The following is a 17,769-nucleotide window of genomic DNA, read 5'->3' as shown; positions in this document are numbered from 1 at the left end:
AATCACTCGTTGGAAGGCGTGCACCACCCACGACGGCATATCCGCCATTTTGCGAAGGGCTGTTCCAAGCCATGCCCATGGACGAACGTACCCGGGCCGATGTCGAACGGGCCGAGGCGGCCATCGTCGAGCACTATCCACGGCTCGTCCGCCTCGCCTACCTCGTCCTGCCCCCGTCGATGGGCCGCCACCGCCGGGTTCTGGCCGCACACGCCCTGGTCCAGCGGGCACTGCCGCGGGCCCGGCTGCGGCGACCGGACGGCGGGCTGCCGGCCCAGCGCGGCCCGGCGGCCGAGACCGGCTACGACCTGGTGCGGCTGCGGGCCCTGCGGCTGGCGCTGGCGTACGAGGGGCGGCCGGGCCGGGGGCTGCCGGTCCTGCCGCAGGTCTGGGGGCTGCGGCTGTTCCCGCGGGCCGGCGGCGCCGAGGAACTCGCCCTGGACCAGGCGCTGTCCGCCGTCCCCGCGTCGGTCCGCGCCACCCTCGGGCTGTGGCATCTGGAGGGCCTGGACGAGGAGGCCGCGCGCACCGTCCTCGAACAGGCCGGGGCGCCCGCACCGGACGCGGCGCTGCGGGCGGCCGAGCAGCTGGACCGGGAGACCGGGGCCGGCGCCGGGGCGATGCTGAACTCCGGGGAGTTCGACCCGTGCACGGTGCAGACCCGGCCGACGGATCTGCTGCGCCGCCGGCAGCGGTTGCGGGCGGTGGCCGCGCTGGTGGCCGTACTGGCCTTCGGCGCGGCGGCGGCCGGGGTGTGGCAGGGCGTGCGGGACCGGCCGGCGCGGGCCGAGACCCTCGCGGAGCAGGCGCTGGAACCGGCCCGGCTGGTGCGCACCCCCAACGACCAGTGGGCGGACACCTCCCGGGTGGACTTCACCGCCTGGCCCGCCCGCGGCCGGCAGGCCGGCGACCAGGAGTTGCTGGGGCGGGCCCTGCGGGTCTGGGCGGCGCCGCCCGACGATGCCCGGATCACCGCGACCGCGGGCACCTCCACCAGGCCGCCGGACCATCCGCCGCAGCTGCTCTACGCGGGCCTGATCGACGCGGTGATGGTGGTGGTCTTCCACGACGGCGAGCGGCTGGTGCGCTATGCCGAGCCCGAAGACGCCACGCCCACCCTGCACTTCGCACGGGTCGACGACGCGGATCTGACCACCGGCGCCGCGCTGGTGATCGGTCGCGGCAACGGCTGGATGCGCTATCTGCTCGCGCCCTGGATCTCCGAGGTCACCACCCGCGATCTGCTGGCGCCGGCCGCCCCGCCGCACGCGCTGCACGTCGCACCGGACGGGGTCACCGACCGGATCCTGGCCCCGCCCATGCCGGGCAGCGGCTGCGGGCGCTGGCCCGTCGCCCGGTTCCGGCCCTCGACCCGGGTCGTGGAGACCGCCGCCCACGCCGACGACGCGACCTTCCTCCTGGCCGACCTCAACGACCTCGTGCCCGTCCATCTCCGCTATGTGCCGCCGCCGTCGTCCGACGGCACCCCGGGCGCCGGACCGCACGAGGCGACCGGCGCCCCGGCGCTGCAGAGCTGGGCCCGAACCGCCTGTTCCCTCGGGTCGCTGCGCGGCACCGGCGTACGGTCCGTCACCGACTGGGCGTTCGCCGAGCAACGCCTCCCGGAGGGCGCCGGCCGGGCGACCTGGGTGTGCAGCCGCGCCGACACCTGGCGCGGGCCCGGGAGCGTGCGGATTCAGTTCCTGCCGCCCGCCGTGCGCCCGACGGACCCGGGGCGGCTCGCCGGGCGGGCCGCGAACACCGCCGCCTGCAGCCCCTACGGGCCGCACGTGGTGGGTCAGGTCCGCTGGCGGGCGACGTCCGGCCGGTGGTATCTGCTCGCGGCGGGCAGCCGGGAGGTCGGCGGCATCGACGCCACCGGCGGCGTACGGGCCACCGGCAACGAAGGCACGCTGGCCGCACCGGCCGGCCCGGACACCCCCGCAACGGTCACCGGACGGCTGCGGAACGGCGCGCCCGTGCCGGCGTTCGGCCCGTAAAGGGGGCGCTCGTAAGGGGCGGCCCGGAGGGGAGGGCGCCCACTGGCTCCTGTCGGAATCCCGGCCGATTCCCGACAGGAGATGTCCGGTTTCGCTGACAGGGTCGGTCGCCATGTACGGATGCGAGGCACCTGACAGCGAGGAGTGGCGGACGTGACGAAGGAACTGGCGGGACGGGTGGCGCTGGTCGCCGGGGCGACCCGGGGCGCGGGCCGGGCGATGGCGGTCGAGCTGGGCCGGGCCGGTGCCCTGGTGTACGTCACGGGGCGGACGACGCGGGAGCGGGTCAGCGAGGTCGGACGGGCCACGGAGACCATCGAGGAGACCGCGGAGCTGGTCACCGCGGCGGGCGGCACCGGCATCGCCGTGCCGACCGACCATCTTGAACCGGAGCAGGTCAAGGCACTGGTCGAGCGGATCGACCACGCGCAGGGACGGCTGGACGTGCTGGTCAACAGCCTCTGGGGCGGTGACCGGCTGATCGAGTTCGGCACCCGGCTGTGGGACCTCGATCTGGCGGGCGGGCTGCGGATGCTCCGCCTGGGCATCGACTCCCACCTCATCACCGGCCATTACGCGCTGCCGCTGCTGATCCGGCGGCCCGGCGGGCTGGTCGTCGAGATCACCGACGGCACCGCCGACTTCAACCGCCGATACCGCGACAACGTGTGCTTCGACTTGGCCAAGAACGCCCCGCACCGCATCGCCTTCGGTCTCGCCGCCGAGCTCGGGGAACACGGCGGCACGGCGGTCTCGCTCACCCCCGGCTTCCTCCGGTCCGAGGAGATGCTGGACCACTTCGGGGTGACGGAGGAGACCTGGCGCGACGCGGTGGCCAAGGAGCCGCACTTCGCCATCGCCGAATCGCCGGCCCTGATCGCCCGCGGCGTACGGGCGCTGGCCGCCGACCCGGACAAGGAGCGCTGGAGCGGCCGCTCGCTCTCCAGCGGTCAGCTGGCGAAGGAGTACGGCTTCACCGACACCGACGGCTCCCGGCCGGACTGCTTCGGCTACTTCGACGAGGTGGTCTTCGGCGGCCGGGACGCGACGGCGGCCGACTACCGATAACAGCTGTCCGCGGCGGAACGGTCGCCCGGCTGCGCATGCGGCCCGGCTACGCATACTGGGCGGCCGTCCGGCGGGCGGCCGCCGCCATGCGCGCACGCAGCTGACCGGGCGCGAGTATCTCGCCCTCCGGGCCGAGCGACAGCAGCTGGGCGTAGGCGACCTCGGCGGACTCCACGGCCAGGGTGACCGTCAGCCGCCCCTGCTCATCGGGGCCGTCCGCCGCCTGCGCCCGGGCGATCGCCTCGCGGGCCGCGGCGCGTTCGGTGACGTACGGCAGCTGGCGCACTCCGCGCGCGGAGAGCCGCAGCACCACCTCCTCGCGGAGGATCGACCGGGCGAACTGGGCCGCCCGCTCCGCCCAGAATGCCGGGAGGTCGAAAGCCTCGTCCCGGCGGAACCGGCCGTCCGAGGCCGCGGCAGCCCCGGTAGCCCCGACAGCCGCGGCGGCCCCGGCGCCCTCGTCGGCCGTCACGGCGGTGAACCGATCGACCCGGTAGACGCGGTACTCCCCGTCCACCCGCGCCGCCAGATACCAGACCCCCGCCTTCAGCACGAGGCCGTACGGCTCCAACTCCCGCTGCACCTCGGTGTCCTTGCGGAGGTAGCGGGCGGTGATCCGACGGTCGTCCCAGACCGCGTCGGCGATCGCGGGGAGCAGCTCGGGGGGCTCGGGCTCCTGATACCAGGCGGGTGCGTCGAGGTGGAAGCGCTGGGCGGCGCCCGACGCGGCGTCCCGCAGCTCGGGCCGCAGCGCGGCGGAGACCTTCAGCCGCGCGGCGGAGGCGGCGTCCGCGAGGCCCATCTCGCGGAGCGCCGTGGGCACTCCGGACAGGAACAGCGCCTCCGCCTCGCTGCGGCCGAGGCCGGTGAGAAGGGTGCGGTAGCCGCCTATGAGGCGGTAGCCGCCGGCCCGGCCGCGGTCCGCGTAGACCGGGACGCCGGCCTCGGAGAGGGAGAGGACGTCGCGGGCGACCGTACGCTCGGAGACCTCCAACTCGCGCGCCAGCTCGGCGGCCGTCATCGACGGCCGCGCCTGGAGCAGCAACACCATCTTGATCAGCCGGGCAGCACGCATGTCTTCATCATGCCGGGGGCCACTGACAACGCCCCGGCGGCCGGCTCCGCCTGCCGAATTCGGCCCCACCACACCCGCCCACCCCCCGAAGGGGGGTGGGCGGCGGGGAAAAGGGGAGGCTCGGCCGTAGTCAGGGCGTGGTCCGCCGGCCCGGCCTGGCCGCCACGGCCACACCGCCACCCCGCCGGCAAAAAAGCCCGCCCGGCCGCGGTCAGGGCTTGACCGGCCGGGCGGAGCGGGTTCCCGTGCGAAGGCCCCGGGCGCGGGAAGGTGGCCTCCGCACGGGAGTTGGGGGTGCCCCGGAGGGCGGGCGGACCCGGTGCCGGGTCCGCCCATGGTTCACAGCCCGTAGCGCTCCCGGGCTTCCTTGACGGCCTCCGGCTTGACCTCGCCGCGGCGGGCGAGGGCGGCCAGCGCCTGGACGACCACCGACTGCGGGTCGACGCCGAAGTGCCGGCGGGCCGCCTCGCGGGTGTCGGACAGGCCGAAGCCGTCGGTGCCGATGGAGGTCCAGTCCTGCTCGACCCACGGCGCGATCTGGTCCGGCACCGCCCGCATCCAGTCGCTGACCGCGACGACCGGGCCGGGGGCACCGGCCAGTGCACGGGTGACGTACGGGACCCGGTCCTCGCCCTCCAGCCGGGCGGCGTCGCACTCCAGGGCGTCCCGGCGCAGCTCCGTCCAGGACGGCGCCGACCACACGTCGGCCGCCACGCCCCAGTCGTCGGCCAGCAGCTGCTGTGCCTCCAGGGCCCAGTGGATGGCGGTGCCGGAGGCCAGCAGCTGCAGCTGCGGGCTGTCGGCCTCGGGCCGGGTGCCCTCGTTGAAGCGGTACAGGCCCTTGAGGATGCCCTCTTCGACGCCCTGCGGCATGGCCGGCTGGACCTTGGTCTCGTTGTAGACCGTCAGGTAGTAGAAGACGTCCTCGGCCTCGGGGCCGTACATCCGGCGCAGGCCCTCCTTGACGATGACCGCCACCTCGTAGGCGAAGGCCGGGTCGTAGGAGAGCGCCGCGGGGTTGGTGGAGGCGATGAGGTGCGAGTGGCCGTCGGCGTGCTGGAGGCCCTCGCCGGTCATCGTCGTCCGGCCGGCGGTGGCGCCGATCACGAAGCCGCGGCCCAACTGGTCGGCCAGCGCCCAGAACTGGTCGGCGGTGCGCTGCCAGCCGAACATCGAGTAGAAGATGTAGAACGGGATCATCGGCTCGCCGTGCGTCGCGTAGGACGTCGCGGCGGCGGTGAAGTCGGCGAGCGAACCGGCCTCGGTGATGCCCTCGTTGAGGATCTGGCCGTCCTTGGCTTCCTTGTACCAGAGCAGCTGGTCGCGGTCGACCGGGTCGTACGTCGCGCCCCTGGGGGAGTAGAGGCCGGCGGTCGGGAAGAGCGACTCCATCCCGAAGGTGCGGGCCTCGTCCGGGACGATCGGCACCCAGCGCCTGCCGGTCTCCTTGTCCCGCATCAGGTCCTTGATCAGCCGGACGAACGCCATGGTGGTGGCGATCTCCTGGCTGCCGGAGCCCTTCTTCAGCGCGTCGAAGGCCTTGTCGGCGGGCATCGGCAGCGGTTTGGCGACGACCTTGCGGGCGGGTGCCGGGCCGTCGAGGGCGGCGCGCCGCTCGCGCAGGTAGACCATCTCGGGGGAGTCGTCGGCAGGGCGCCAGTACGGCACCTGGTCGCCCTCCAGCGCGCTGTCCGGGATGGGGAGTTCGAGCACGTCACGCATGGTGCGGAACTCCGCCATGGTGAGCTTCTTCATCTGGTGGTTGGCGTTGCGGGACTCGAAGCCCGCGCCGAGGGTGTAGCCCTTGACGGTCTGCGCCAGGATGACGGTCGGCGCGCCCTTGTGCTCGACGGCGGCCTTGTAGGCGGCGTAGACCTTGCGCGGCTCGTGGCCGGCGCGGGAGGTCTGGAACAGCTCCAGCAGCTTGGCGTCGGAGAGCGTGGCGGCGAGGGCCCGCAGGGACTCGTTCGCGCCGAAGAAGTGCTCGCGCAGGTAGGCGGCGTCGCGGGTGGCGTACGTCTGGAACTGCGCGTCGGGGGTCTCGCCGAGGCGGCGGAGCAGCGCGCCGTCGGTGTCGCGCGCGAAGATCTCGTCCCAGGCCCGGCCCCACAGCGACTTGACGACGTTCCAGCCGGCCGCACGGAACTGGGCCTCCAGCTCCTGCACGATCTTGAAGTTGGGGCGGACCGGGCCGTCGAGGCGCTGCAGGTTGCAGTTGATGACGAAGGTCAGGTTGTCCAGGCCCTCGCGGCCGGCCAGCGCCAGTGCGGCGGTCGACTCGGGCTCGTCCATCTCGCCGTCGCCCAGGAACGCCCAGACGTGGGAGTTGCTGGTGTCCTTGATGCCGCGGTGCTCCAGGTAGCGGTTGAAGCGCGCCTGGTAGATCGCGGAGAGCGGGCCCAGGCCCATGGAGACGGTGGGGAACTCCCACAGCCACGGCAGCCGCCGCGGGTGCGGGTAGGACGGCAGGCCCTCGCCGCCGGCCTCCTGGCGGAAGTGGTCGAGGTGGTCCTCGGTGAGGCGGCCTTCGAGGAAGGCGCGGGCGTAGACGCCGGGGGAGGCGTGGCCCTGGATGTAGAGCTGGTCGCCGCTGCCGTCGCCCTCCTTGCCGCGGAAGAAGTGCTGGAAGCCGGTCTCGTAGAGCCAGGCGGCGGAGGCGAAGGTGGCGATGTGGCCGCCGAGGCCCAGCTTGGAGCCGCGGGTGACCATCGCGGCGGCGTTCCAGCGGTTCCAGGCGGTGATCCGGGCCTCCATCGCCTCGTCGCCCGGGAACTCGGGCTCGGCGGAGGTCGGGATGGTGTTGACGTACTCCGTCTCCAGCAGCGACGGCAGGGCGGTGCCTTCGGTGCGCGCGGTGTGCTCCAGGGCACGGCGCATCAGATAGGCGGCGCGATGCGGACCCGCTGCCTCGGTGACGGCGTCGAGCGACTCACGCCATTCGGCCGTCTCCTCGGGATCACGGTCCGGGAGCTGGTCGAGCTGGCTGTACGGCAGGCGCACGGGGTCGGGCATGGGTGGCCCCTTTCCGGACGGGAGGGAAGCTCGGGGTGTCGTCGTGGCCGGGTCCGCGTCCACAGGGGAGGACGGCGGGCCCTCGACGACACCCCCTACGAGTTCGGCAGGCAGGGTTGTCGCGCCCCGAGGGAGGACGATACGCCTCTGATCGATGATCGATCAACGCTCAACGAAGGAAAAACCGCAGGTCGGCACGGGGTGCCGCATTTTTGGGCACCGCGTGCCAGTCGAAGAGGGCCGGTCACCCCACCCGAAAGGGGCCCGGTCTCCCCGTCCGGGAGCGGTCCGGTCTCCCCGTCCGGGAGCGGCCCGGTCACCCGGGAGGAGTCCCGTCGCCCCCTCCGGGACGCCCCTCAGACCCGAGGTGCGCAGCTCAGCACGTGTGACTTGAGCAAGGCGCCGATCTTCGGGTCGCGCCGCCGGAAGGCGTCCACGATCTCCTGGTGATCCTGGGCGTGCGAACGCGGCTCCGGGCTGAACCAGCGGATCGACAGCGTCGTCCAGACCTCGATGCCCAGCGACTCCCAGGTGTGCAGCAGCACGGAGTTGCCGGCCGCCCGCACGATCTCCCGGTGGAAGGCGACCGTGTGCCGCACCTGCGCCTCCCCGTCACCGGCCCGGTCCGCCTCGCGCAGCGCCGCCACCTCCCGCTCCAGCGCCGCGGTGTCCTCGGCCAGCCGGCCGGCGGCCAGTTCGGCGGCCACCTGCTCCAGCCCGGCCCGCACCGGATAGCTCTCCTTGAGGTCGTCCGCGGTCAGATTCCGCACCCGGACGCCCTTGTTCGGCGCCGACTCGATCAGCTGGAGCGACTCCAGTTCGCGCAGCGCCTCCCGTACGGGCGTCTGGCTGACCTCCAGCTCCACCGCGATCCGCCGCTCGACGATCCGCTCGCCCGGCTGCCAGCGGCCGCTGACGATCCCCTCGAGGATGTGCTCGCGGATCTGCTCGCGGAGCGAATGGACGACGGCCGGGGTCATGGGGTGCTCCTTCAGAGCGGGGGGTGACGAGGGGGCCATTATCCGTGACCGCGGCATGCACAAGGGCCGGCCCCGGTCCGTACGGATGTGGTACGGACCGGGGCCGGCCCCTGCTGCACGGCTACGAACTCAGAGACCGATCTCGGTCTCGAACTCGGCGGCCTCCAGGATCTGCTTGACCGTGGTCAGGTAGCGGGCGGCGTCGGCGCCGTCCACCAGACGGTGGTCGTAGGAGAGCGCGAGGTAGGTCATGTCGCGCACCGCGATGGTCTCGCCGAGGTCCGGGTGGTTGATGACCACCGGGCGCTTGACGGTGGCACCGATGCCCAGGATGCCGACCTGGTTCGGGGGCACGATGACGGTGTCGAACAGGGCGCCGCGCGAACCGGTGTTGCTGATGGTGAAGGTCGCACCGGACAGCTCGTCCGGCGTGATCTTGTTCGCGCGGACCTTGCCCGCCAGGTCCGCCGTCTTGCGGGCGATACCGGCGATGTTGAGGTCACCGGCGTCCTTGATGACCGGGGTCATCAGGCCCTTCTCCGCGTCCACCGCGATACCGACGTTCTCGGTGTCGAAGTAGGTGATGGTGCCCTCGTCCTCGTTGATCCGGGCGTTGACGACCGGGTGGGCCTTCAGCGCCTGGACAGCGGCCTTGACGAAGAACGGCATCGGGGAGAGCTTGACGCCCTCACGCTGCGCGAAGGCGTCCTTGGCCTGGTTGCGCATCCGCATGATCTTGGTGATGTCCACCTCGACCACGGAGGTCAGCTGCGCCTGGCTGTGCAGGGCCTTCATCATGTTGTCGCCGATGACCTTGCGCATCCGCGGCATCTTGACGGTCTGACCGCGCAGCGGGGACGCCTCGATGGCCGGGGCCTTCGACGCGGCCGGAGCGGCGGCAGCGGGCGCGGCGGCCTTGGCGGCCTCCGCGGCGGCGATGACGTCCTGCTTGCGGACGCGGCCACCGACACCGGTGCCCTTGACCGTGGCGAGGTCGACGCCGCTCTCCGCGGCGAGCTTGCGCACCAGCGGGGTGACGTACGCACCCTCACCGGCAGCCGGGGCCGGGGTGACGGGGGCGGCAGCCGGGGCGGCAGCCGCGGCGGGAGCCGGAGCGGCGGCCGGAGCCGGCGCCGGCGCGGGGGCCGGAGCCGGAGCGGCGGGCGCCGGGGCAGCAGCGGCCGGGGCCGGCGCCGGGGCGGGCTCCGGAGCGGCGGCGGGGGCCGGGGCGGCCGGGGCCGGAGCGGCGGCCGGAGCCGCGCCCTTGGCACCGATCACGGCGAGCTTGGCGCCGACCTCGGCGGTCTCGTCCTCACCGACGACGATCTCCAGCAGGGTGCCGGAGGCCGGGGCGGGGATCTCGGTGTCGACCTTGTCGGTGGAGACCTCCAGCAGCGGCTCGTCGGCCGAGACCTCCTCGCCGACCTCCTTCAGCCAGCGGGTGACGGTGCCCTCGGTGACGCTCTCGCCGAGCGCGGGGAGGACGACGTCCGTGCCCTCGGCGCCGCCCGCGGGGGCAGCGGCGGGGGCGGGGGCCTCGGCTGCCGGGGCCGGGGTGGGCTCGGGCTGCGGCTGGGCGGCGGGCGCCTCGGCGGCGGCCGGAGCCGGGGCAGCGGCAGGGGCGCCGGTGCCGTCGTCGATGACGGCCAGCTCGGCGCCGACCTCCACGGTCTCGTCCTCGGCCACCTTGATGGCGGACAGGACACCAGCGGCCGGGGCGGGGATCTCGGTGTCGACCTTGTCGGTCGACACCTCGAGCAGCGGCTCGTCGACCTCGACGCGCTCGCCCTCGGCCTTCAGCCACCGGGTGACGGTGCCCTCGGTGACGCTCTCGCCGAGCGCCGGAAGGGTTACGGAAACCGCCATGGTTTCAGTTGCTCCTTACAAATGTGGTGCGGATGTGGTCGCGCCCGGGACTGGGATCAGTCGTGGGAGTGGAGAGGCTTGCCGGCGAGGGCCAGGTGGGCCTCGCCGAGGGCCTCGTTCTGCGTCGGGTGCGCGTGCACGAGCTGCGCAACCTCGGCCGGCAGGGCTTCCCAGTTGTAGACCAGCTGGGCCTCACCGACCTGCTCGCCCATACGGTCACCGACCATGTGGACGCCGACCACGGCACCGTCCTTGACCTGGACGAGCTTGATCTCGCCCGTGGTCTTGAGGATCTTGCTCTTGCCGTTGCCCGCGAGGTTGTACTTGAGAGCGACGACCTTGTCGGCGCCGTACAGCTCCTTGGCCTTGGCCTCGGTGATACCGACCGAAGCGACCTCGGGGTGGCAGTACGTGACGCGCGGCACGCCGTCGTAGTCGATCGGCACGGTCTTCTGACCGGCCAGCCGCTCCGCCACCAGCATGCCCTCGGCGAAGCCGACGTGCGCGAGCTGGAGGGTGGGAACGAGGTCACCCACGGCCGAGATGGTCGGCACGTTGGTCTGCATGTACTCGTCGACGAGGACGTAGCCGCGGTCCGTCGCGACGCCCTGCTCCTCGTAGCCCAGGCCCGCCGAGACCGGCCCGCGGCCGATCGCGACCAGCAGCACCTCGGCCTCGAAGGTCTTGCCGTCGGCGAGGGTGACCTTGACGCCGTCGGTGGTGTACTCGGCCTTGTCGAAGAAGGTGCCGAGGTTGAACTTGATGCCACGCTTGCGGAAGGCCCGCTCCAGCAGCTTGGAGCTGTTCTCGTCCTCGACCGGGACGAGGTGCTTGAGGCCCTCGACGATGGTCACGTCGGTGCCGAAGGACTTCCACGCCGAGGCGAACTCGACGCCGATGACGCCGCCGCCCAGCACGATCGCGGACTTCGGCACGCGGTCCAGCGTCAGCGCGTGGTCCGAGGAGATGATGCGGTCGCCGTCGATCTCCAGGCCCGGCAGCGACTTCGGCACCGAGCCGGTCGCCAGCAGGACGTGGCGGCCCTGGACACGCTGGCCGTTCACGTCGACGGAGGTCGGGGAGGACAGCCGGCCCTCGCCCTCGATGTACGTCACCTTGCGGGAGGCGATCAGGCCCTGCAGGCCCTTGTACAGGCCCGAGATGACCTCGTCCTTGTACTTGTGGACCGCCTTGATGTCAATGCCCTCGAAAGTGGCCTTGACACCGAACTGCTCGCTCTCGCGAGCCTGGTCGGCGATCTCACCGGCGTGCAGCAGAGCCTTCGTGGGGATGCAGCCGTTGTGCAGGCAGGTACCGCCGACCTTGCCCTTCTCGATCAGGGCGACGTCCAGGCCCAGCTGCGCCCCGCGCAGAGCCGCGGCGTAACCACCGCTGCCGCCGCCGAGGATCACTAGGTCGAAAACGGTGCTGGCGTCGTTCGCCACGTCACGTCCTCCATGCATGGGTGCGCCGGAACCGGTCCTCGATGACCGGACCGCGGCTGTTGTTCGGCCGCTTTAACTTCGGCCCTGGGTAAGGGGGGCCCTGTCCTGCCGAGAACCCATCTTCGCACTTGTTCCGGGAAGCCGGGACGGCGGGCCGGGCTGTAAGACGGTGATCAACCGCCTCGTAGGGGTTACTGGTGCGTACAAATGGTGCAGTGGTGCAAAGCGCCGCCTGGGAAGGGCGGTGATGGCGGGCGTACGGATTTCGTCGAGGGCGAATGTGACCGAATACGCACCCAAGGCCCCGGGCGGGAGGCGCGGGGCCTTGGGGATGAAGCGGGCAAGAGGGCGGAAAGCCCTCGTGGGAACGTCAGCCCAGGTCGCCCGCGGCGGTGCGCTCCGCCAGCCGGACCAGGGTGCGGACCGCGGATCCCGTGCCGCCCTTGGGGGTGTAGCCCCAGGGCGCGCCCTCGTGGAAGGCCGGGCCCGCGATGTCGAGGTGGGCCCAGGTGATGCCCTCGCCGACGAACTCCTTGAGGAAGAGGCCGGCGACCAGGCCGCCGCCCATCCGCTCACCCATGTTGGCGATGTCGGCGACCGGGGAGTCCATGCCCTTGCGCAGGTGGACCGGCATCGGCATCGGCCAGGACTGCTCGCCGACCTCCTCCGCGATCTCGTGGATCGAGGTACGGAAGGCGTCGTCGTTCGACATGATCCCGAAGTGGCGGTGGCCGAGGGCCAGCACCATGGCGCCGGTCAGGGTGGCGACGTCCACGATCGCGTCCGGGGTCTCCTCCGAGGCGCGGGTCAGCGCGTCGGCCAGCACCAGCCGGCCTTCGGCGTCGGTGTTGAGCACCTCGACGGTCTTGCCGCTGTACATGGTCAGCACGTCGCCGGGGCGGGTGGCCGAGCCGGACGGCATGTTCTCGGCGAGCGCCAGCCAGCCGGTGACGTTCACCCGCAGGCCGAGGCGGGCGGCGGCCACGACCGCGGCGAACACGGCGGCCGCACCGCTCATGTCGCACTTCATGGTCTCGTTGTGGCCGGCCGGCTTGAGCGAGATGCCGCCCGAGTCGTAGGTGATGCCCTTGCCGACCAGCGCGAGGGTCTTGTCGGCCTTGGGGTGCGTGTGCGCGATCCGCACCAGCCGCGGCGGGGTCTCCGATCCCTGGCCGACGCCCATCAGGCCGCCGTAGCCGCCCTTCTTGAGCGCCTTCTCGTCCAGCACCTCGACCTTGAGGCCGAACTCCTTGGCGGCGGCCTGGGCCTGGGCCGCGAAGGACTTCGGGTCGAGGTCGTTGGAGGGCGTGTTGATCAGATCGCGGGCGCGGTTGATCTCCTCGGCCAGCGCCACGGAGCGCTCGGCGGCCGCCTTGAACTCCTTGTCGCGCGGCTTTCCGCCGAGGATCGCGGCCTCGCCGAGCGGCGCCGACTTGGCGTCGTTCTTCTTGCCGCCCTTGGCGTTCTGCCCGTTGCCGTTGCTGCGGTACGCGGTGAAGGCGTACGCGCCGAGCAGCGCGCCCTCGCTCACCGCGGCGGCCGCCTCGGCGTCCTCGACGGGCAGCGCGAAGCCGGCCTTCTTGGTGCCGGACAGGGCGCGGGCGGCGCTGCCCGCGGCGCGCCGCAGCGCCTCGTTGTCGTAGCCGTCGCCCTTGGCCGGGGCGTCGCCCAGGCCGACCGCCAGCACGACCGGAGCCTTGAGGCCGTCGGCGGCGGGCAGCTTGGTCACCTCGCCCTCGGCACCACTCGCGCCGAGGGTCTCCAGCACAGCGGCGAGCTTGCCGCCGAAGGCCTTGTCCACGGCCTCCGCGCCGGGGGCGACAACGACGCCCTTGGCGCCCTTGGCCACGCCGACGACGACGGCATCCGCACGCACCGTTGCGGCGGAAGAAGTACTGAGGGTCAGTGCAGTCACGGTGATGGGGGTCCTGTTCCGTCCGGGGAATCCGTCTGCGCGCAGCGCGCTGCTGCGGCCGAGCCTACGCTCGGCGGCGCCGCGGGGCCCTGTCCACCGGCACACCGGCGGCGACGCCCGCCCCGGCGGACTGTGCCGTAACGGGCGAACTGCGGTGAGTGCAGGGCGAGTTGGGGGATATGTGCGGCCGTCAGCCCAGTGCCAGCGCCAGCAGCGCCGTGAGGCCGGCGCTCTCCGCGAGGGCCCCGAACACATCGCCGGTCACCCCGCCGAACCGCCGCCGGCAGTGCCGCAGCACCAGCTCGCCGAGCCCGAGGCCGGCCAGTGCCGCGAGGGCGGCGCGCAGTGCGCCGTACGGGCCGAACGCGGCGCCGGCCGCCGCGCATCCGGCGGCCACCAGCGCCGCGCACAGCAGCGCCGCCCGCACCGAAACCGTGCCCGCGACCGCCGCGCCCAGTCCCTCCGGACGGGCGGCCGGCACCCCCGCACGGGAGGCGAGGGTCAGCGCCGTGCGCGCGGTCACCGCTGCGACGGCCGCCGCGGCCGCGCCGCGCGCCCAGCCCCCGGCGTACAGCCCGGACAGCGCGGCCACCTGTGCCAGCAGGGTGAACAGCAGCGTGAGGACCCCGAACGGGCCGATGTCGGACTGCTTCATGATGCGCAGGGCGTCCTCGGCGGGCTTGCCGCTGCCCAGGCCGTCGGCGGTGTCGGCGAGCCCGTCCAGATGCAGTCCGCGGGTGAGCACCGCGGGCACCGCGGCGGTGCCGACCGCGGCCAGCAGCGGACTGCCGCCGAGCAGCAGCAGCGCACCGCCGACGGCGGCCGCGCACAGCCCGACGACCAGCCCGGCCAGCGGTGCGCAGAGCATCCCGCCGCGCGCCGCCGCCCGGTCCCAGCGGGTGACGTGCACCGGCAGTACGGTCAGCGTCCCGAACGCGAAGCGCAGGGCGTCGGAGGGGGACGGGGGAGCGGGGGTCTCGGTCACCGCGGCAGGCTATCCGGGCGCCGGCGGCGTTTGGCTGCCGGTCCCGGGCACCGGGAGGGGGCCTAATGGTTGCTCCAGGTCCTTATGCGGCAAACCGGGAGCGTGTGGGATGAGCCACTGGTGGTACCGCAACATCGTCGAGCCGGGGAAGCTGCCGCTGCTGCTCGCCCTGGCCTCCTTCGTGCTGACCTTCCTCGTCACCCGCGTCATCACCCGGCTCATCCGCGCGGGCCGGGGGCCGTTCCGCAACATCAGCCCGGGCGGCGTCCATGTGCACCATGTCGTGCCCGGCGTGGTGCTGATGGTGCTCGGCGGCTTCATCGCGCTCGCCGGCGGCCGGCGCGGCTTCGGCTCCGGTGTCGCGGCGGTGCTCTTCGGCATGGGAGTGGGCCTCGTCCTGGACGAGTTCGCGCTGATCCTGCATCTGGACGACGTGTACTGGACCGAGGAGGGGACCAAGAGCGTCGAGATCGTCCTCCTCACCGCCGCCCTGGTCGCCCTGATCCTCGGCGGCTTCCTGCCGTTCGGCGTCAACGAGGTGTCCCCGGACGAGTCGACGAACCGCTTCACCGTCGTACGGACCGTGGCCGTCAACTTCCTCTTCGTGCTCGTCGCGCTCGTCAAGGGCAAGGGCCGGATGGCGGTCATCGGCATCTTCGTGCCGTTCGTCGCGCTGTTCGGGGCGATCCGGCTGGCCCGGCCGCACTCGCCCTGGGCCAGGCGCTTGTACCGCAACCGGCCGAAGGCGCGGGCCCGTGCCCGGGTCCGCGCCGTCCGTCACGACCGCCGCTGGTCGGGGCTGCGCCGCAAGGTCGAGCAGTTCATCGGGGGTGCTCCCAGCCGCTGACGCGCTGGAAGCCCGGCGGTTTGTGCGGCTGCCGCACCTCCTGCAGCAGACACACCGCCAGCACCACCAGCGCCGCCGCGACATGCTCCTTGCCCGCCAGGTTGTTCTTGATGAACACCACCTCGACGACCATCGAGGCCACCACGACGGCACAGGTGAACCACGCGCGATGGCGCCAGCACACGTACACCGCCAGCCCCACCACGGCCGCCGAAGGCCCGGTGTCGATCACGTACTTGTCCGCGTCGGCCAGCCCGATGGGGCTCTGCGGGCCGATCCAGATGCCGATCCGGGCGTACATCGTCCCGGCGAGCGTGGCCAGGTAGGCGACCCCCAGCGTCTGCCGCCAGCCCACACAGATCTCCGCGATCCCGAAGACCACCAGGATCTGCGCCAGCGCACCCCACACCGGAAGGTCCAGCGCGGGCACGAACAGCGACAGCGGGGTGCGCAGCAGCGCCACCCACAGATGCTCCCAGGCCTGGACGGAGCCGATGTCCTGCACCGCCCGATAGCCCCAGGCCTGGTTCTGTACGAGCTGGAAGACCAGGGTCAGACAGACCGCGGCGAGCGTCACCGGAATCGCCTGCAGCTTCCGCGTGGCCAGCGCGGACCGCACCGTCCACAGCAGCGGGCCCCACTCGGCGCGCGCGGCGCGGCGCAGGGCGGACGTCTCCCCGGGCCCCGGCGCAGGGACCTCCCGCCCCGCCCCGGCCTCGCTCATCTCACGTTCTCCAGGTGCTTGCGGTTCAGCCACTTGGGCAGCCCGGGTGCTTGAAGAAAACCTTCCGCACGGGCCGCAGCGATTCCGATCCGCAGCAAATCGGTGCTCTTTTCGAAGAGCAGGTACCGCGGCTCCCAGATGGGCCGGTATTTCGCATTGGCGCGATAGAGCGATTCAATCTGCCACCACCGGGAGAAGAAGCTGAGCAGTGAGCGCCACAGGCGCAGCACCGGGCCCGCGCCGAGCCGCGATCCACGTTCGAAGACGGAACGGAACATCGCAAAGTTCAGCGAGAGCTGAGTGATCTCCACCTCTTTCGCGCGCTGGATCAACTCCAGCACCATGAACTCCATCAGACCGTTCTCGGAGTTCCGCTCCCGCCGCATCAGATCCAGCGAAAGGCCCTTTGCCCCCCACGGGACGAAACTGAGCAGCGCCCGCAGTTCCCCGGACTCCTCGCCGGCGCCGCCGTCGTAGCACTCCAGCATCACGCAGCGCCCGTCCCCCAGATCCCCGAGCCGGCCCAGCGCCATCGAGAAACCGCGCTCGGTCTCCCCGTCGCGCCAGTCGTCGGCGAGATGCAGCAGCCGGTCCATCTCCTGGGCGGGGATGTCCTCGTGCCGGCGGATCCGGACCGTGTAGCCGGCCCGCTCGATGCGGTTGTACGCCTGCCGTACGGTGCGCATCGCCCGCCCGGCGAGCGTGAACTCCGCGGTCTCCACGATCGCTTCGTCGCCGAGCTCCAGCGCGTCCAGCCCGTGCCGGGCGTAGATCGTGCCGCCCTCCTCGCTCGCGCCCATCACGGCCGGCGCCCAGCCGTGCTCCCGCGCCTCGGCCAGCCAGCCCTCGATGGCACCGGGCCAGGCCTCGGGGTCGCCCAGCGGATCCCCGGAGGCCAGCGACACCCCGCCCACCACGCGGTAGGTGACCGCGGCCTTGCCGCTGGGGGAGAACAGCACGCTCTTGTCGCGGCGCAGCGCGAAGTAGCCCAGCGAGTCACGGTCGCCGTGCCGCGCCAGCAGCCCGCGCAGCCGCTCCTCGTCGTCCGCGGTGAGCGCCTCGGTGCTGCGTACGGAGCGGAACGCCGCCCACAGGACCGCGACCAGCAGCAGCGTGCTCAGCACATTGATCGCGACATTGACCCAGTTCGGGGTGGCGATCTCCGGGAACGCACGGTCGTCGGCGGCCAGCGACACCAGCCGCATCAGGCCGTAGCGCCAGCGCTGTACGAACGTCGAGGAACCGTCCGCGGTGTTGGTGACACTCACCAGCAGCGCCGCGAGCAGCGAGGTGACCAGCAGGCCGCCGGCCGCGACCGCCGCCGCCAGTTTCGGATTCGAGCGGTCGCCCTTGGCGTAGAACTCCCGGCGCCCGACCACCAATGCGGCGACGAACAGCACGGTCAACCCCAGCGACACCCAGTTCTGCACAGGTGCGCGGAACTCCGGGACCGTGGCCATCCCGAGGACGAACAGCAACACCAGCAGACCGGAGAGCACCAGATTCAAAATCCACGCCGCCCGCTTGCGCCGCCGCAGGGTGACGGAGAGGAAGAGCGAGAAGGCGCCGGAGGCGAAGCCCGCCGTCAGCAGATACGGAGTGAAGAATTCCGCGATGTTGTGCCGGCGGATGTCGTTGCCGAACGACACCCACACCGCACTCAGGAAATTGAGGAACGTGACCGTGCGCAGATACCAGATACCGAACCCGGCACCACGCCGTGACCATGGACCGCGCGGGCGGCCTTCATCCGGACTCAAGCGATGTCTCCCATAAAACGTGTAAAGCGCGATCTTATGGGGCGCGCACCGGTGGTCCGGTACGGCAGGAAGCAGCGAGGCGCCCGCGAGGG

12 protein-coding genes are annotated in these 17,769 nt (G+C 72.4%); 3 read left to right on the top strand and 9 right to left on the bottom strand.

The window, feature by feature from the left end; translation table 11 throughout:
- The first annotated feature begins 77 nt into the window (after positions 1-77).
- The gene (locus BKA18_RS09650) at positions 78-2,000 is read left to right on the top strand and encodes a hypothetical protein (protein ID WP_366047177.1); all 1,923 of its coding nucleotides are present in this window, start codon (positions 78-80) and stop codon (positions 1,998-2,000) included.
- Positions 2,001-2,153: 153 nt separating this feature from the next.
- Positions 2,154-3,068, top strand: a complete 915-nt coding sequence (locus tag BKA18_RS09645; RefSeq protein ID WP_366047178.1) for an SDR family oxidoreductase — start codon at positions 2,154-2,156, stop codon at positions 3,066-3,068.
- Positions 3,069-3,114: 46 nt separating this feature from the next.
- Here BKA18_RS09645 and BKA18_RS09640 read toward each other — a convergent pair whose 3' ends face one another.
- The 7 genes from BKA18_RS09640 to BKA18_RS09610 all read right to left on the bottom strand — a co-directional run bounded on the left by BKA18_RS09640 (position 3,115) and on the right by BKA18_RS09610 (position 14,346).
- Complete coding sequence (locus BKA18_RS09640) at positions 3,115-4,143, bottom strand: helix-turn-helix transcriptional regulator (protein WP_366047179.1); 1,029 nt, start codon at positions 4,141-4,143, stop codon at positions 3,115-3,117.
- Between the two features lie 339 nt (positions 4,144-4,482).
- A complete protein-coding gene (gene aceE, locus BKA18_RS09635) occupies positions 4,483-7,155 on the bottom strand; it encodes a pyruvate dehydrogenase (acetyl-transferring), homodimeric type (RefSeq protein WP_366047180.1) in 2,673 nt (890 codons plus the stop codon).
- A 356-nt stretch (positions 7,156-7,511) separates the two neighbouring features.
- A complete protein-coding gene (locus BKA18_RS09630) occupies positions 7,512-8,135 on the bottom strand; it encodes a GntR family transcriptional regulator (protein WP_006606056.1) in 624 nt (207 codons plus the stop codon).
- 129 nt (positions 8,136-8,264) lie between these two features.
- Positions 8,265-10,001 carry a 2-oxoglutarate dehydrogenase, E2 component, dihydrolipoamide succinyltransferase gene (gene sucB / locus BKA18_RS09625; RefSeq protein WP_366047181.1) on the bottom strand — a complete coding sequence of 579 codons (1,737 nt, stop codon included), beginning with the start codon at positions 9,999-10,001 and terminating at the stop codon, positions 8,265-8,267.
- Between the two features lie 56 nt (positions 10,002-10,057).
- Positions 10,058-11,446 carry a dihydrolipoyl dehydrogenase gene (gene lpdA / locus BKA18_RS09620; RefSeq protein WP_006606058.1) on the bottom strand — a complete coding sequence of 463 codons (1,389 nt, stop codon included), beginning with the start codon at positions 11,444-11,446 and terminating at the stop codon, positions 10,058-10,060.
- Positions 11,447-11,816: 370 nt separating this feature from the next.
- A complete protein-coding gene (locus tag BKA18_RS09615; RefSeq protein WP_366047182.1) occupies positions 11,817-13,361 on the bottom strand; it encodes a leucyl aminopeptidase in 1,545 nt (514 codons plus the stop codon).
- A gap of 190 nt (positions 13,362-13,551) precedes the next feature.
- Positions 13,552-14,346 carry an adenosylcobinamide-GDP ribazoletransferase gene (locus BKA18_RS09610; protein ID WP_006606060.1) on the bottom strand — a complete coding sequence of 265 codons (795 nt, stop codon included), beginning with the start codon at positions 14,344-14,346 and terminating at the stop codon, positions 13,552-13,554.
- 109 nt (positions 14,347-14,455) lie between these two features.
- Between BKA18_RS09610 and BKA18_RS09605 the strand changes: the two genes are divergently transcribed.
- The gene (locus tag BKA18_RS09605; protein ID WP_366047183.1) at positions 14,456-15,193 is read left to right on the top strand and encodes a hypothetical protein; all 738 of its coding nucleotides are present in this window, start codon (positions 14,456-14,458) and stop codon (positions 15,191-15,193) included.
- Here the strand turns inward: BKA18_RS09605 and BKA18_RS09600 are convergent.
- Positions 15,168-15,917: a hypothetical protein gene (locus tag BKA18_RS09600; protein WP_366047184.1), complete on the bottom strand. Its 750-nt coding sequence runs from the start codon at positions 15,915-15,917 to the stop codon at positions 15,168-15,170. The genes BKA18_RS09605 and BKA18_RS09600 overlap by 26 nt on opposite strands.
- Entirely contained in the window at positions 15,914-17,677 is a 1,764-nt protein-coding gene (locus BKA18_RS09595) for a phosphatidylglycerol lysyltransferase domain-containing protein (RefSeq protein ID WP_366047185.1), read from the bottom strand. The genes BKA18_RS09600 and BKA18_RS09595 overlap by 4 nt, the downstream gene beginning before the upstream one ends.
- Between the last annotated feature and the right edge of the window lie 92 nt (positions 17,678-17,769).

This window comes from Streptomyces auratus (genome assembly GCF_050433025.1).
In the GTDB taxonomy this organism is placed as follows: Bacteria; Actinomycetota; Actinomycetes; order Streptomycetales; family Streptomycetaceae; genus Streptomyces; species Streptomyces sioyaensis.
This window is presented reverse-complemented; position numbering and strand designations above follow the sequence as displayed.

Bases quoted from the DNA above. Each gene is read 5' to 3' on its own strand.
- BKA18_RS09600 (WP_366047184.1), bottom strand. From the start codon at position 15,917: ATGAGCGAGGCCGGGGCGGGGCGGGAGGTCCCTGCGCCGGGGCCCGGG.
- aceE (WP_366047180.1), bottom strand. From the start codon at position 7,155: ATGCCCGACCCCGTGCGCCTGCCGTACAGCCAGCTCGACCAGCTCCCG.
- sucB (WP_366047181.1), bottom strand. From the start codon at position 10,001: ATGGCGGTTTCCGTAACCCTTCCGGCGCTCGGCGAGAGCGTCACCGAG.
- BKA18_RS09640 (WP_366047179.1), bottom strand. From the start codon at position 4,143: ATGCGTGCTGCCCGGCTGATCAAGATGGTGTTGCTGCTCCAGGCGCGG.
- BKA18_RS09630 (WP_006606056.1), bottom strand. From the start codon at position 8,135: ATGACCCCGGCCGTCGTCCATTCGCTCCGCGAGCAGATCCGCGAGCAC.
- BKA18_RS09605 (WP_366047183.1), top strand. From the start codon at position 14,456: ATGAGCCACTGGTGGTACCGCAACATCGTCGAGCCGGGGAAGCTGCCG.
- BKA18_RS09650 (WP_366047177.1), top strand. From the start codon at position 78: ATGGACGAACGTACCCGGGCCGATGTCGAACGGGCCGAGGCGGCCATC.